The organism is Pontibacter sp. H249, assembly GCF_037892465.1.
GTDB lineage: Bacteria > Bacteroidota > Bacteroidia > Cytophagales > Hymenobacteraceae > Pontibacter.
The window spans coordinates 81,736-96,090 of the sequence record NZ_JBBKTR010000005.1 but is presented as its reverse complement, the minus strand read 5'-3'; the positions used below and the strand labels follow the sequence as shown (position 1 = coordinate 96,090).

Below are 14,355 nucleotides of genomic sequence, written 5' to 3'. Positions count from 1 at the left end.
TTTCTAAATTAAATTCCTTCATGCTTAAACAAAGTATCTACCTCTGCTCTAGTGCGCTTTACCAAATCGACATATTTATTTAAATTTTCGAAATCGACCAGCCCATTAGATACCAACTCTCTTGATATTTCCTCATCTGTAAGTGGTGTGTCCAAGAAAGCTTTACAAGCTTTTAAATCCTGCGATCTAATTTTGTTACTGTTTATAGTAGAACTTAACCTGTTTCCGTAATACCCTGCTGTTGGTTCAATCTTTAATAAAGAAGCTTTACGGTATACACATGGCATGCATCGCCCGCAATGGTGGGCTATTCTGATATCCGGTTCTTCCCAGTTATTGTTATAACCCCGTTTCCCGCATGAGTTTGTTCGCGTAATCATGTTCTTAAGAAAAACTATATTACGACAATTGTTCACCATTTCGCCTTTGGTTTTGAAGGAGTAATCGTTGAAGATCGTATTGGTGATATTTAATTCAGAAAGAAGCTCCGAGGTTAACCTCATTAAATTAGGATGCGTTGTCCTTGTACTGCATGCCGTTCTTCTTGATGAATTCAGCGGGAAATTTAATGAAATGCTGCCGTTCTCAGGAACCAGTAAGTTTACATCTTTAGAAATGTTACTTGCAAAGTATAAGCCGAGGCTGATGAACATTAAGGACCTCGTTCTCAGGGTCGATTCTCTTACGCTTAGGTCACTTCCTTGCAGAGTTACAAGTACTGACGGGATATGGAAAGCATTTTTATATTCATCCTTCAATGCGTTGAACAATTTTTCCTGTTCTTGGTGCGGCCCTTTGAAATCATTGTCGTATTGCGAAACAAATAGCACCTGCTTAGGTTGCTCAAGGGAATCAATGGCACCAATCAGAGAGTCTAAGCCTCCAGAGAGAAGATTTACCTGATCTATCTTACCTAGAAAAGCAGCCTGCTTATAAGTATTATCAAAACTTAAGCTGGATGGCGAAAAGCTGATATCCCAGATATCACCGCTTATAAAAGAGAGAATCTTTTCTAAAGCAGCCTTTTTGCTTTCCCATACTTGCACATTTATTACGGGGAAGTCTACTTCAATTTTTCTGGACCAGCCGTCAAAGGAATAAATTTCTCTTTTAATAAAGCGGTCTACACCATAAGCGTAGCAACTGATCAAGAACAGGTCAAAGTTTAATGACGTAGAGTCACCTGTGTTTGCAACCAAGGTTTCCAGATCTACCACTAACTTACCCTTGTATTCCTTGCTCCCTACCTTCGTGTTTAGTGTGAATTCATGCCTTGCTTCAGCCTTCTTGGAAGGCCTATTGATTTTGTCAAAAAGTATAGCAACCTGCATAGGTTTTTATCTGAAAATGTTTATAATACTTATATAAAGCCTGTCAATGATAGCCCTGCCCTCCGATCCCTTCCAATCAATTTTTATAAACTCCACTTTATAGTTTAGGGCATTAAGACTATTGATAATAAAATTTTTGATTTCATGGGCAGTGTTTGCCTTTACAGTTGGATTGTTGGTAAACTTCTGCAAAATACTTTCATTGAATCGCTCAAATAGATTCTCGAAAATGTAATAACTCCAGAAGTTGACCAGGCATTTGGACAGCTCATTATCTGACAAGCCTGCTGCTTGCGGAGGAGTACCGGTTGTGATGGGCCCCCAGTTATTTTTAAGGAATTCTTCTATTATCAGGCCAGAGGCTGCTCTCGCGGCCACTTCATCCATTGTATCAGCATTGGTTGCGCAGTAATCCAGTAGGCCCCCGACAATTGTTTTTAGATCTTTCCCTTTAAGATGTGATAATCCTATCGCATCTAATGTTTTGTCAAGACCAGATGTAGCAATAGAAGATAAAACATAGCCTAATCTTATTGAGGCCTTCTTACCTGATCTTCCCCAGACTTTATTTTTCGACTTCCCTGTAGAACTTCTTCCTGAACCATTCTCAAGCTCTGCGAACCTTTTGAAAAGCTTCCCTAAATTCTTTTCTTTCCGTTTTTCTGCCTTTTTGATTTTCGTGTCAAGGTTTACATCGACTTCAGTATCAGTATGATCACTTGAATCTTCAGTGTCCAAAGCGATTAGTTCCTCCACGGCCTTTGCCACTGAGGAGATAGCAGTATTCAAGCCTCTCCAATTAGGGTCGTATTTTACCCTTGATGAAATTGATTGTGTGGTTCCCATTTTTTAAATTGAGTTTTGGTAAGCTTTTGCTATTCGAGATGTTAATTGTGGGTCTTTAGACATGATTACTTGCTTGATCTTATTAGGTATTGACTTTAGTTCTAAACCTGCCAAAAGCGGCTGTATAGACGCTGGGACATTGTTTAAATTACATCTTTGAAAAAAATCTTCGTAATCCTGAAGGCTACCTGGAACTTTCTTACCTATAAGTTCAATGTAAGCGTAATGTAAAGGCAGGGAATCCTGTTCATTCCAGATTTCTACCTTAAGAACATCCGTAAGCTTTGCAATTTCTGATGAAGAACCTGAATTGACTATTTTTTCCACCTGTAGGCCTGTGTCTTGGAAAGCAAGTGCACCCTTTAGCCCTAAAATCCACTGTTTTACTATTGGAGAAATCAGCTTAGATGAAACGGAGGAATTTATCCGGTCTCTTGATAACCAAAAGTACTCCCTTAGATCAACGGCATGAAGAAGGGGCTCCGCTTGGAGCCATTTTATAACTTTTGGGTTGGATAGCCAACTTTCCACCTCCTTTTGAGTATCAGGCTCTATCGTTTGTTCTTCGCTCCTAACAACCGCTTCATTCAGTTTTTCTTCCAAGAAAAACAACTGATAAGGTTTGCCCTGCTGATTATTTTGCCAATTAAAAAGCTCCTCGAAAAGGCGTGGTTCCGAATATTCCAGGACCATAAGCTTGCTTAGCACAGAGAAGTCAAAAGGTTCGATTTTGGCGACCTTAGCAAGCTTTCGTCTTAAGAAGAAGGTATTGAGGAACCTCTTTATTTGTCTTGGATTGCCATAAAGGCTATCCGATATGATAGCAGCCAGGTTTGGTATGAACTTAAATTCGCTTTGAAGATCAGATTCCTGACGGATTCCTTTCATTCTATCGTAAATGCGGAAGCTATCATACACATCAAACTTATGGTCGGTCCGAAAAGCATGAAAATCAGTAAGTATTAATTCCTTAAATTCTTGTTCAGAAAGTAAAATCTTGCATAGAAGAAGATTAATGTAAGTTTCTACCTCTGTGTCTGATAATTTGGGTAGGTAATATGGTATCTGAATAACTTTCTCTAAATAATCAAGGACAACCCTGCTGTTTTGCTCATCGAATCTATATGTATCCTTATACTTAAACTCTACCGCTTTACTTACAATTCTTGGATCAGCACCCACAATGAAAGCGGTTTTTTTTACATTAAGGAAGAGCTTGATAGCCTCAAGGTTCTCCACGAGACGTTCTGGGTTACATCGGTCCAAATCATCAATCAAGATTACCAGCTTATTAATTTCAGACTTCTCTAAAAGCTCCTCAAAATCATCCCTGAACTTACGTATTGAGTTAATGACTTCCTGTGGATTGTTTTCTTCAGCTTTTTTTATGAATTCATCAAATTCCCCACTTTTTATTTTTTCAGTGAGTTGATCTGGGTTGTTTTTTATGCTTTGTATAAACTGCGGAATTAAGCTGACTCCTCCGGTTAGATAGGCTGTCGTGAGTGGCATTGCAATATTTTTAAACCCATAATGCAAAACCCGCATCCAGTCTACAGATTTATAAAGCTTCTTAATGTTGTTCCCGACTTTACTAACCAATTTTTGGTTTGCTTCAAGCTGCATCAGAATTGATTCAATCAGTGCGGCTTTTGCATCATCATGTCCTTCAAAGACCCAACCATTAAAATAAAGACATATTATACCTTCAGACTCTGAATTTGATAAATCTTCTTTCAGCATCTGCATAATACTTGATTTGCCACTTCCCCAATCACCAAATAAGCCAATTGTGGTCGGCAGTAAATTGTCGTCTAATACAATTTCCTTGATAAATTCTGCATGAATCTTAAAGCCAAGCAAATCTTCTGATGTTTCATTATCAGGCCACATATCTTTAATTTTATTTGTTCTTTGAATAAGGTTTTAAGTTGAAGCTTGGGTGCTAACACCTTTTTTATTGCAAGCTTGCTACAGTTGGACGATATTCATAAAGTTTTGATTTCTGTTAAATAATTGGCTCTTTCCCTGGAGCGTGCTTGTAACCCCTATTTTTAGTAGCTATATCAAAAATATCTTAAGATTAACTAAATCTGTTTTGAGTTGCCTGTAGGAGGTAGCTTTATGACCTCGCGCTGAAGGTTTATAGTTTATAACTCTAATTGACTTTTTATTTTTGAGATAGCTACTAGTAAAAAGTTTGAATAAATATCAGTTAGTCGCAGCTGCACCTAATACATCAATCCCAATGCTTTTAGCCCCTTTGAAGCCAAAGGACTTGAACTTATACTTTACCTTATTGCCTGGGCTGAAGTAGTCGTAGATGGTTTGCTGCTCTGTGCCCAGCAGCGTCTGTGTTTTGCTGTAATAGCTAATGGTCAACACCACATCTTTATACTTGGCTATGGTTGCGGTACTGCCTACTGTTCCTTCTATTACCCATTCTCCAATAAGGTTTCTCCGGTATGTGCCGTCTGCTGTTAAGAAGTTGGTAGGATACATCTGTTCTTGTTGTTCCAGGGTAAGTTTGGCCTCCTCGTATGAAGTGTGGCTGTTGGAGTAACCGGGATCGCAGCCAGTAAGGCTGCCTGCTAAAACAGAGGAGAGGGCAAAGAAGAGTAAAAGTTTTGTTTTCATAAGCTAATAGTAATGCTGCACGGTACTCCAAAAGTATAAGTCTGCTGTTAATATGCAGCTATTGAGGTATACCATGTAATGATAGGGATATTTTGTTATGATTGCAAAATAGTATATATTTAAATTAGAATGTTTAAAAGTATACTAACATGAGAAAACAAGCTTTACTAATTCTTTTCCTGCTCTTTGCATTTGTTTGCCAGGCACAGACAGTCTACAAAACCAAAACCGGCGCCAAGTACCATGTGCAAACCTGTAGGTATTTGAAGAGTTCCTTTGAGACAACAGTTGCCAAGGCACAGGCCGAGGGGCTGACGGCATGTAGTGTGTGCAGGCCTCCAGCTGTAGCTTCTGGCACATCTGCCACGCCAGTTCCCGCAGTGCAAGCCGCGCCCGCCTTAAAGAGCACCGATAGCAGCGGGAGCTCTTCCTCAGGCAGCCGCTCATCCACGGGAAGCGTGCAATGCTCCGGCACCACCAAAGCAGGAGCCCGATGTAAGCGTATGACCACCAGCGCCAGTGGCAGGTGCTATCAACATTAAATTTTCTTGTAGCCTACCCTTCTAAGACAAATGATTTAGCATAGATTTTTGAAATTGACCCAATGCAGAAAATAACGATTAAGGAATTAGTGGCTTTCAGAAGAAAGGCAGATAGAAGTAAAAAGAACTTTGCCTTTAAACTAAAAACGAGAGAGGCGAAAGTTAAAACTGAAGCTGACGCCGAGGGAGGAGGCGATTATTGGGTTACCAGCACGAGCTGCATTTACAACGTTTTTAAGCATAAGGATACTGAGCTTTATAACGCTAAAATAGATGAGCTCAGGGCTAAACTTGAAAACGCAGAAGATAAGCGTACCAAAGCCATGTACCAACGGAACATGGATATATTAACCAGTTTCAAGGATTTTGAATTTGATGATGTGAAGCCTTCTGGAAAACTAATCTTCCAAAAGGTGCCCAAAGTTTACAAAATACATACGTTAGACGGATTTCCATTATTTGTTAATCCGTCGTTGATGTTTTCATATGATAAAAACGGCAAGAATGAACTAGGGGCAGTTTGGCTTATACCACAATTAGACGGTTTTAGAAAGTATGAATTAGGTATGTTTTCTGAGATGCTGTATCGTTTTCTTCAGAAAAATTATGCTGACGACTACCAGATCTCGCAGGATCATTGTATTGCCATCGACACCTTTAATGCTCAGGCAGTAACTTATACAGACTTATTGAAAGGGGATGTTCCTCATTTAATTGATTCAACTTTGAAGGAAATCAGAGAATTGTAAAATTCGTCTGGTTATATCTGTTTGGAATAGCCGCTAGATTAATTTTAGTAGGTCATGTTTTTTCTGATCATTATCAGTACTTATTGCGAAGCATCTGTGTCTAATTGTTTGGCCGCCTCCGGCGCATGATTGTAAACTGAATCGACCCAATTTATTACCTCAGGATAAGCCTTCCGGATCATTCTATACTTAAAATCACTTTCCTGCAATCTGTCGTTCTCCCGGTACAGGCTCAGGCACAGCCCTACAGAAATGGCAGCAGCCAGTAAACACACAAAGCCCCCGATTACAAAGGCTCGTGACCTGTCTTCAAAGTGGTGGTGGTGCCGGACGGGTAGCACCTTGGGCAGCTTGGTGATCGTCTCCCGGAAGGAGGAGATCTGGCTATAGATCTGCAGGGCCTGAACGCCCAGGTCGTGCCGCTTGATAAGCGCTTTGAGCTCCTCAAACTGAGAGGAATAGTCAGGTGTTTTCTTAACAGTTTGAGCAGGTGCCGGTTTTCCCTGCTCCTCTAGTTTTTCCAGCCGCTTTCCGTGCAGGGCTAGTACGCGCTCTGTGTCTGAGAGTCTTTCTTCTAGTTCTTCAGGGTTCATAAGTGTATTCTCCTTTTCTTTTTGCGTTTCTTTTTCTTAAAGTGGTAATCGTTCATGTTAGCCGAGTCAGTTGCCTGCCCTGTGGCAGGAGCCAACAAGCTTTCTAATATGCCAGTATTGTCGTGGCGTGCAAGATCTCTGCTTGTGGAAATAACAGGAGCAGAGAAACCTGCTTGAGCAATTCCTTTATGCGGCTTGGAAGTAGGGGAGAGCAATAGTGCCTGCTGCTGGTTCTGCTCCAACTGTCTGCTGATGGCCCCGTAGCTCAGGCTTCTGTCGATGCTGGATCCCTTAAAGCTCAACTCTCCTTGGCAAAAGCTCACGCCCTGCACCTGATCCGTTCCCCGTTTATGCTTATAGTCGATGGTGATGTCTTTGCCGTGAAGCATGCTTTCCAGTTCTTGCCAGCTTTTAGCGTGGTGTAGTGCCTGTTTGATCGTGTCATGAAGTACGTACTTTGCCTTGTCGGCCCCTTTCAGGCGCTGGCGGTTTACCTGCCCTTTGCCTGGAGCCAGGTAGTAGCCGTGCTTTAGGGTGAGCTCCCGGCATACCCTGGCGTTGCGCCTGTGCTGGAACCTGTCTGAGATTGTTTTGCCTTCATAATTAACCCGGTTGTAGACGATGTGCAGGTGCGGGTGCTCGCGGTCCCGGTGCAGTACGATCAGGTACTGCGTATTCCTGATCTGCATCTTCTCCAGGTACTCTTTTGCCCGATCCACCATCACTTGGGCATTCAGCTTTTCCCTGTCGTGTATACTCCAGCTCAGGGCGATGTGTCCCACGGCCTTCTCCAGGTCCGGGTTCAGCCTGCGCTGCAGGTTAAAGTCAGCGACCATGGCCGTTATGGCGTCGGTGCGGATGCCGTCCGCATCCAGCACCGCGGCCTCGGGCTTCTGGACCACGTAGCGCACGCAGCCACCAAAGCTCTTACCGGTTATTACCTTGCCGATCATCTCTGCCCAGTAAGTGAAGCGTGTGATTGATCTCGTCGAGGGCCTGGCGGCACTTGCCCTGCACCGAGAGCAGGCCCTCCCGGTGTGCCAGCCGAGCTAGCTGGTTTAGGTTGTTGGCCATACCTGAGAGCATGCGCAGCGTGGCCAGCTCCTCAGGGCGGAGACGCGCCGTCACCACCGCTTTTTTTGCCGCTGCCCGAAACCAGGCCGAAAGGCTCAGCCCCGCCTCCCGGGCCTTGCCCGAGACAAGGAGCCGCTCTGTCTCGGTTACCCGCACCACGAGGGTATAGCTCCGCTTCACCCGTTTGACGGGACGGCCGCCCTTCTTTTTCTCCTGGCTTTGCTGCTGTGTATGCGCTGCTTCCATGTGCTGATTGGCTTAGCGTGTTAGAAAAAATTACTGCTGCGACCACCGGGAGCGGCAGGGGAGGGAGGAGGTTTTTGTATGACAAAAACACAAACTTGCTCCCTGCACGTAAAGCCCCTCCCTATAGCGCCCTTACAGGTGCCTACGCCTTAGTCGGTGTCGCTTGACTTGGCGATGTCCAGACATTAAGTGTTCGTTCCCATTGCTGGCAAGGAGGCGCCATGATCAGCTTTTGCGTTTGATTAGCATGTGTTGACTGGCTTCTTGTTGGATTTCTGAAACTGTCTTTTTTCTTCCCTGCCGGATCCACTCAGCCAACTCGCTTTTATAGAAGTACAGGCGCTTTCCCTGCTTGTTGAAGGGGACCTCCCGGCGGCAGGTTTTCACGTAGAGGGTGGCGACGGAAAGGTGCAGGAAGGCAGCGGCCTGGGTGACGTTGAAGATCACCTCCGTGTCCTTTGGTGGGAGTTGCTCTGACAGACGCAACTCCAGGTGTTCCATTTTCTCGAAGAGCAGGCGCATGGCCTGGGGCAGTTGCTCAAAAGTGAAGTTTTCCATAACAGCTTTTCTTTTGGTTTGTGCTGCAATGGTAGGTGTTTATTTGGATGGGATACAAGCAGGCGGTTCTGCTTCCTCCCTGTTTCCTAGTAGGAACTATAGTTTTTTTGCGTGCGAAGTACCGGGACGATGGTGAAGCTGCCATCTGACCGCTTTCGCACGTCCAGGATAGGCGACTGGCAGGGTTTGGCATTAGAGGAGATGATGGCTCCCAGATAATTGGGTGGCAAAGATTTTTGCTGGCCGCGGTATACGTAGGCAAAGTGCTTAGTGATCCACATCTCCATTTCCCCTTTGAGGCAGCCCACAATCAGGTTAGCCTCGTAGAGCTGCTTAAATGCGTCGGCCAGTTGCTTGCCATTTCCGTGGAAGAGCAGGGGAGAGGCTGGTGCCTGGTTGTGGAGGAAGAGGGGTAACAATTGATCCTGGTCTGCCTGGGTGAAATATCCCTTCAACACCTCCGTAAATTTTTCGGCCACGCCATCCGTAAAATGCGGGTAGCTCATTACAGGCTTGACTTCTACAGGCTGTTCAGGTTTGGTATGTTCCATTTCTGGGGTGAGCAAGCGCCTGGCCTGCCTGATGAAATCGGCCAGGAAGGCTTCCCGCAGTCTGACGGACTCCGTTAGATCATCCACAAATTGCTCTTCGATCACAATGCCAGTATATGCTGGTTGTAGCGCAGGGACAGAAAACAGCTTATGCAGACTGATTTGAAACAGGAAATCAGGAGGATAGTTAAAGTCAAGATCAAAACGGCAGCTGTGGAAGTTGACCCAAAATGCCTGAAAGCGTTTTTCGAGCGAATCAAGTTGTTCCAAAATGGCCGAAAGCCGTCTGTTATCCAGGACGAGTAAGTCTACTAAAGCCTTTTCTATAAGAAGCTTAAATTCGCTCTCAAAGGGAACACCCCCGTAGCTGGTTTCATGTGTAATCTCATAAACCTTCACCTCTTCCCGGGCAGCGCTTTGGGGATTGTAAATCTTTTGTGGTACCACCTTCAGGTTAATTGTCTGGAGGTGGGTGATGAACTTTTTCAGGTGTTTCATAGTGCCAGGGCTTTGCGGTATGCATCACACATTTACCTGCTTAACCTGGACTCCTGCTAATCGATTCATGCAGGCATCCAAGCGATTCCTGTAGTATTGCTTATGAATATAAATATATAAAGTAGAAAATGCAATAAGAGCGTTGCTGCTTAATTATCCTATCTACTAGTAGCTATTTAAAACTAGGTACTGGTGCACATAAAAAGGCATCACCCAAATAAAGAATTATTGATTTAGTAGTAAGGGTGTTTGTTTGGCAAAGTGAGCGTCTCTTTGTCTACTTCATGTAACAAATCATCTGGAAGATTTATTAGCGGATCATACCAGTCTGCTTTTTGCTGTGCCCAGGAAAGCCACTCTCGGTGTTCCTGGTGCAGGTTCTCGTTATCTAGCGTATGCTGGTCTACGGCTGCAAGGTAATTTCGAAGCATCTGTACCTCATGCCAGCGCTTTGCCTGTTGTAGCAAAACCTTGAACTTACTTAGCTCCTGTTCCTTCCGCAACTGCTGCTCCCGCAGGACACGCTCTTTATCACGACGTACTTCCTCCGCCTTCTTACACGCAATATGCCATTCCTCCTCTTTCTGTGTTCTCCACTCGAGGTAGGCGATAACGGCTGAGAGCCTGCTTTCCAACGGCACCTTACCATCCTGCCACTCCCTGCCGTTCCAGGTGGGGCCAATTCTCAGGAATAATATGCCTGTTGGGGTGTAATCGTAGGAGTAGCTTTTTGGCCTGATCTCGTCCGATCTTTTCAGTTTCTCTCGAATGGCCACTTCATACTTTTCTTGTCTGATATGAATGCAGGCTTGAGAGCCGCTGATCATGACGCTGTGCCCCCTTGCCCGAAGCGCCTTGATGAGCGTGTCCATAAGCCGAAACGCCCGGTTGAGACTTTGCCTGGAAATCTTCATGTCCAAAAACCCATAGGAGGTGGTGAGCAACTCCGTAAAGCGATAGGTGACGTTACGTTGCTCGATGTTAGCCTTCGTTGCGGCAATCAGTTTATCGGGGTTTGTAAGCTTGGCCGGTACCTGAAGTACCTTTTGCAGGCTACGCTCGATTTCCAGCTGTAAAAGCTCTAAGGGAGATAGTGGCGCTGCCGCTTTAGGTTCAGTAAGAGTAGCCAGATCTATTTCCTGTTCTTCAGAATCCAGATCAGGTAAGGTTGGAATGGGTACTTGTTTACCTGCCCTGAAGCTTTGCCAGTACCCCTGCCTTGGTGTTGGAACCTGCCATTTTTTGCAAAGTTTCCGAAGTTCAAAGTCCGAGACGCTGTATTTCCGGGCTAAGGTAGTCATTGGCTCAGACCATACCTGTTGGTACAGTTCCTTTCTAGAAATCCGGTTATTTTCCATAGCGCTGGTTTGTCATTTTTTTGATCTGAATTTAACTAAATTCAAAAAGCGATAAGCTAATTCAGTAAAGATGGATGTACACTTTAAACAATTTATTTGATGCACAACAAATGGGGCTTCCGTCCGAAAGGCTGAAGCCTATCATCAAGTTTGAAATTTAATGAAAAACAAAAAATACATACAAATGAATGAGAATAGTATGTCAACTAAGGATATGCTGATGGATATCAGTTCGATGAGGAGTAAGGCTATGAAGCTTACAGAAAATGGGAAAGTCTACAATGTTCTTTTGAAGGACATATTGGAAAGGAACCTGTTTTATGATGATGAAGCGCCAATGCCCTCCCTGAAGGACTTGTCTGCTGCCACAGGGCTGAAGTACGGCAAAATCAGGAAATACATGGAGGAGATATATCATGACCTTGTACTGGATCATGAAGTAAGACCTGTGTTTTCCTTCGCTAAAATTCGGTATGAGTTTTTAATCAGAGGCTGGACAAAGGACAAGTTCATGACCTTGGAAGCTGACCAATTACCCGTAGTACCGAGAGTAGGAGAACAAGTTTCTATCCCCTTCTTTGCAGCCTACTTAAAAACTTCTCACTTCTATGTAGATAAGATTGACCATAGTTTTGAGGAAGATTTACAGACAGTCAAGATTTGGTTGAAGCAAGGCTACTATAATTCCTATTGGCATTATCGAAAGGATAAGGCAAAGGAAGAGCATGAGGTAGGATTTATGGATTTCTTTGACCTGGAGGAGCACGAGCTAAAACAGAAACTCGGAATTGGGAAAAGGGCGGATGACTATTTCGCTAGAACTCTTGGTCTTTCCAAAAAGTAGTAAGCTGTTTAACTGTTTAAATGAGCAAGGGAGGAGCTATAAAACCCCCTTATCTGCCATGGGATAATACGTTCTGCTCGTTAGGATCAGGTAGGTTCAATAAAGCAATGTCAAGTAGTTTAATGTCTTTTTGCATCTTCCGGGTCAGTTACAGGTTCGCCATGCCGAACTTTAAGGTATTATTTCTTAGTAAATTAAAGTCTATGTGAGCCGATTAAATCTGTTATTCGGCTCAAAATATTATGGTATTTGAGCCGAATAAATGTTATATTCGGCTCATGATCTACAATTGGCAACAACCCGACTGGCCTGAATTCAGGTATGATGTAAGTAAAGTAGATGATATGCTTTTCGAGTTCGCAGCGCTGGCGGGCCATGTCGGAGGGATGTTGAAGGCCCTGCCTGAAGCGGTCCGGTTGGAAGCTGTGCTTGATATGATGGTGGCTGAGGCTATCAAAACGTCAGAAATAGAAGGCGAATACCTTAGCCGTCAGGACGTAGTTTCGTCTATTCGCAATAACCTTGGCCTTAATCAATCCCCTGAAGCAACAAAAGACAAAATGGCGCAAGGGGCTGGTGAACTGATGGTCGATGCCCGTAAAACCTATGCGGAGGCATTGACAGCGGAAAAGCTCTTCCAATGGCACACGATGCTTTTAAAGGAACAAAAACGCATCCATGTCGGCATGTGGCGCAGCCATGAGGAACCCATGCAGGTTGTCTCAGGTGCGCTTGGCAAAGAAAAGGTGCATTTTGAGGCTCCTCCCTCTGCCCGCATACCGGATGAAATGAGCAGGTTCATTCAATGGTTCAACCAGACAGCACCGGGAGGAGACAAGGAGATGAGGAAAGGCCCGGTGAGATCGGCGGTGGCACATTTGTATTTCGAGACCCTGCACCCGTTTGAGGATGGCAATGGCAGGATCGGGCGAGCCATTGCAGAAAAAGCTTTGTCGCAAACCTTAGGCCGCCCGGTGTTGCTGAGCCTCTCCAGGACCATAGAGGCAGACAAGCAGGCGTATTACAATGCCCTGGAGCAGGCCCAGAAAAGCAACGACATCACCTCCTGGGTTATATACTTTGTCAGCGTTATATTAACCTCACAACAACAGGCGATCAGCCTGGTCGATTTTATTCTGAAGAAATCGAAGTTCTTTGACCGGTTCAGGGACGCGCTGAATGAACGGCAAACAAAGGCTGTAAGAAGGATGTTCGACGCAGGGCCGGAGGGTTTTGAGGGAGGTATGAATGCCAGGAAGTATATAGGCATTACCAAAGCTTCCAAGGCGACGGCAACAAGGGACCTGCAGCAGTTGCTGGAACTGGGGGCGTTCATACAGGAAGGGGGAGGCCGGAGTACCCGCTATATTTTAAATATTTAATTTTAAACATCCTTTAGGGCGACCTGATTGGTAGTTGCAGGGAAGGCCGTCAGAGCTCCAGGGGCGGTGTCATAGGAACTTGCCCTGCTTGAGTTACGCGATGACTTCGTTGGTCACCTGCTCGGCCAGGTGGTTGAATTTCTGATAAGCATTCAGAGGAGTAAAAATTTAAAGTAAAAAATTAGGATGGGGAGCGTGTACCTTTTCGATGAGCTCTTTTTGTAAAGGAAAGAGGAGCTATAAAAGCCCCTCATCTGCCATGGAATAATATGTATCGCTCGTCAGGATTAGGTGGTCCAATAAGGCTATGTCGAGTAGTTCGGCACCTTTTTTCATCTTCTGGGTCAGCTGCAGGTCTGCTGGACTGGGCTTGAGGTTGCCGGAGGGATGGTTGTGGCAGAGGATGATGCAGCTGGCGCAGGCTTTCAATGCGGCTACGAAGATGAGCTTGGGGTCTGCTACCGTTCCTGCTATGCCGCCAGTAGATACTTCGAAGATGCCCAGTACTCTGTTGGCGCGGTTTAGCAGCAGAACCTTGAACTGTTCGACAAACTCTATTTTGCCTGTATCCCAACTTCCCTTTAGCACCTTGTATGAATCTGTTGAACAAGTAACCTGCGGTCTTTCAGAGGGCTTGACGCGGTTGCGGTAGGTAAGCTTTACTTCGGCTACACGGTAGATTGCTGGGGATTTAGTTGTCTTTTCCATAATCTTGATCTTTTAGTGTGAGGAAATTGATTATGGTGCCCCGTCTGCCTTCGGTGCCGGACTAAGGGCATAGGTGGAGCCAAAGAAAATGTGGAGGGTCCGCCGGAGGTGGATACCCATTTTGTTTGGACTACCTTGTCCCGTGTCCGGCCCGCAAGGCTACCTTTGCCCCAAAATGAATGACGTTGGATTTTTGCTTTGAAGTGGCCTGTATGGTGCTGCTCACTGTGGTCAGGCTATTCTTTAACTATCACCATTACTGTTATGCTGTTGAGATGTGGGAAACCCGGAGGTGTTTTCCATATCTCAACAGCGCTCTTGTGTTGCGGGACTATTGAAATCCTACATATGGGTATGTGTATGGTTGTTTTACATGTTTTGCTAAAAGGTATATGCATGTAACTAACAAACTGTATCTCCTCTATACTTGTCTAGTCT

At 44.7% G+C, this 14,355-nt stretch carries 15 protein-coding genes; 4 read left to right on the top strand and 11 right to left on the bottom strand.

The window, feature by feature from the left end; translation table 11 throughout:
• Positions 1 to 8: 8 nt before the first annotated feature.
• The 4 genes from qatC to WG943_RS08710 all read right to left on the bottom strand — a co-directional run bounded on the left by qatC (position 9) and on the right by WG943_RS08710 (position 4,814).
• On the bottom strand, positions 9 to 1,331 hold the full coding sequence (qatC, locus tag WG943_RS08725) for a Qat anti-phage system QueC-like protein QatC (RefSeq protein WP_340408254.1): 1,323 nt from the start codon (positions 1,329 to 1,331) through the stop codon (positions 9 to 11).
• Positions 1,332 to 1,337: 6 nt separating this feature from the next.
• On the bottom strand, positions 1,338 to 2,177 hold the full coding sequence (locus WG943_RS08720) for a hypothetical protein (RefSeq protein WP_340408253.1): 840 nt from the start codon (positions 2,175 to 2,177) through the stop codon (positions 1,338 to 1,340).
• 3 nt (positions 2,178 to 2,180) lie between these two features.
• Complete coding sequence (locus WG943_RS08715; RefSeq protein WP_340408252.1) at positions 2,181 to 4,070, bottom strand: KAP family P-loop NTPase fold protein; 1,890 nt, start codon at positions 4,068 to 4,070, stop codon at positions 2,181 to 2,183.
• Between the two features lie 318 nt (positions 4,071 to 4,388).
• Complete coding sequence (locus WG943_RS08710) at positions 4,389 to 4,814, bottom strand: hypothetical protein (protein ID WP_340408251.1); 426 nt, start codon at positions 4,812 to 4,814, stop codon at positions 4,389 to 4,391.
• Between the two features lie 149 nt (positions 4,815 to 4,963).
• On the opposite strand from WG943_RS08710, the gene WG943_RS08705 reads away from it, so the two are divergent.
• Positions 4,964 to 5,356: a hypothetical protein gene (locus WG943_RS08705; protein WP_340408249.1), complete on the top strand. Its 393-nt coding sequence runs from the start codon at positions 4,964 to 4,966 to the stop codon at positions 5,354 to 5,356.
• A 62-nt stretch (positions 5,357 to 5,418) separates the two neighbouring features.
• Positions 5,419 to 6,105, top strand: a complete 687-nt coding sequence (locus tag WG943_RS08700) for a hypothetical protein (protein WP_340408247.1) — start codon at positions 5,419 to 5,421, stop codon at positions 6,103 to 6,105.
• 80 nt (positions 6,106 to 6,185) lie between these two features.
• Here WG943_RS08700 and WG943_RS08695 read toward each other — a convergent pair whose 3' ends face one another.
• The 6 genes from WG943_RS08695 to WG943_RS08670 all read right to left on the bottom strand — a co-directional run bounded on the left by WG943_RS08695 (position 6,186) and on the right by WG943_RS08670 (position 10,983).
• On the bottom strand, positions 6,186 to 6,698 hold the full coding sequence (locus WG943_RS08695; RefSeq protein ID WP_340408246.1) for a hypothetical protein: 513 nt from the start codon (positions 6,696 to 6,698) through the stop codon (positions 6,186 to 6,188).
• On the bottom strand, positions 6,695 to 7,651 hold the full coding sequence (locus tag WG943_RS08690) for a relaxase/mobilization nuclease domain-containing protein (protein ID WP_340408245.1): 957 nt from the start codon (positions 7,649 to 7,651) through the stop codon (positions 6,695 to 6,697). Before WG943_RS08690 ends, WG943_RS08695 begins: the two co-directional genes overlap by 4 nt.
• Entirely contained in the window at positions 7,626 to 8,018 is a 393-nt protein-coding gene (locus WG943_RS08685; RefSeq protein ID WP_340408243.1) for a plasmid mobilization protein, read from the bottom strand. The genes WG943_RS08690 and WG943_RS08685 overlap by 26 nt, the downstream gene beginning before the upstream one ends.
• Before the next feature lie 225 nt (positions 8,019 to 8,243).
• Positions 8,244 to 8,576, bottom strand: a complete 333-nt coding sequence (locus WG943_RS08680; RefSeq protein WP_340408241.1) for a helix-turn-helix domain-containing protein — start codon at positions 8,574 to 8,576, stop codon at positions 8,244 to 8,246.
• 86 nt (positions 8,577 to 8,662) lie between these two features.
• Positions 8,663 to 9,625, bottom strand: coding sequence for a hypothetical protein (locus WG943_RS08675; protein WP_340408240.1), 963 nt, complete (start codon positions 9,623 to 9,625; stop codon positions 8,663 to 8,665).
• A 233-nt stretch (positions 9,626 to 9,858) separates the two neighbouring features.
• Positions 9,859 to 10,983 carry a hypothetical protein gene (locus WG943_RS08670; RefSeq protein WP_340408238.1) on the bottom strand — a complete coding sequence of 375 codons (1,125 nt, stop codon included), beginning with the start codon at positions 10,981 to 10,983 and terminating at the stop codon, positions 9,859 to 9,861.
• Between the two features lie 160 nt (positions 10,984 to 11,143).
• Here WG943_RS08670 and WG943_RS08665 point away from each other — a divergent pair, with 160 nt between their 5' ends.
• The gene (locus WG943_RS08665) at positions 11,144 to 11,827 is read left to right on the top strand and encodes a hypothetical protein (protein ID WP_340408236.1); all 684 of its coding nucleotides are present in this window, start codon (positions 11,144 to 11,146) and stop codon (positions 11,825 to 11,827) included.
• A 278-nt stretch (positions 11,828 to 12,105) separates the two neighbouring features.
• Entirely contained in the window at positions 12,106 to 13,209 is a 1,104-nt protein-coding gene (locus tag WG943_RS08660; RefSeq protein WP_340408235.1) for a Fic family protein, read from the top strand.
• 237 nt (positions 13,210 to 13,446) lie between these two features.
• Here WG943_RS08660 and WG943_RS08655 read toward each other — a convergent pair whose 3' ends face one another.
• On the bottom strand, positions 13,447 to 13,917 hold the full coding sequence (locus WG943_RS08655; RefSeq protein WP_340408233.1) for a JAB domain-containing protein: 471 nt from the start codon (positions 13,915 to 13,917) through the stop codon (positions 13,447 to 13,449).
• Between the last annotated feature and the right edge of the window lie 438 nt (positions 13,918 to 14,355).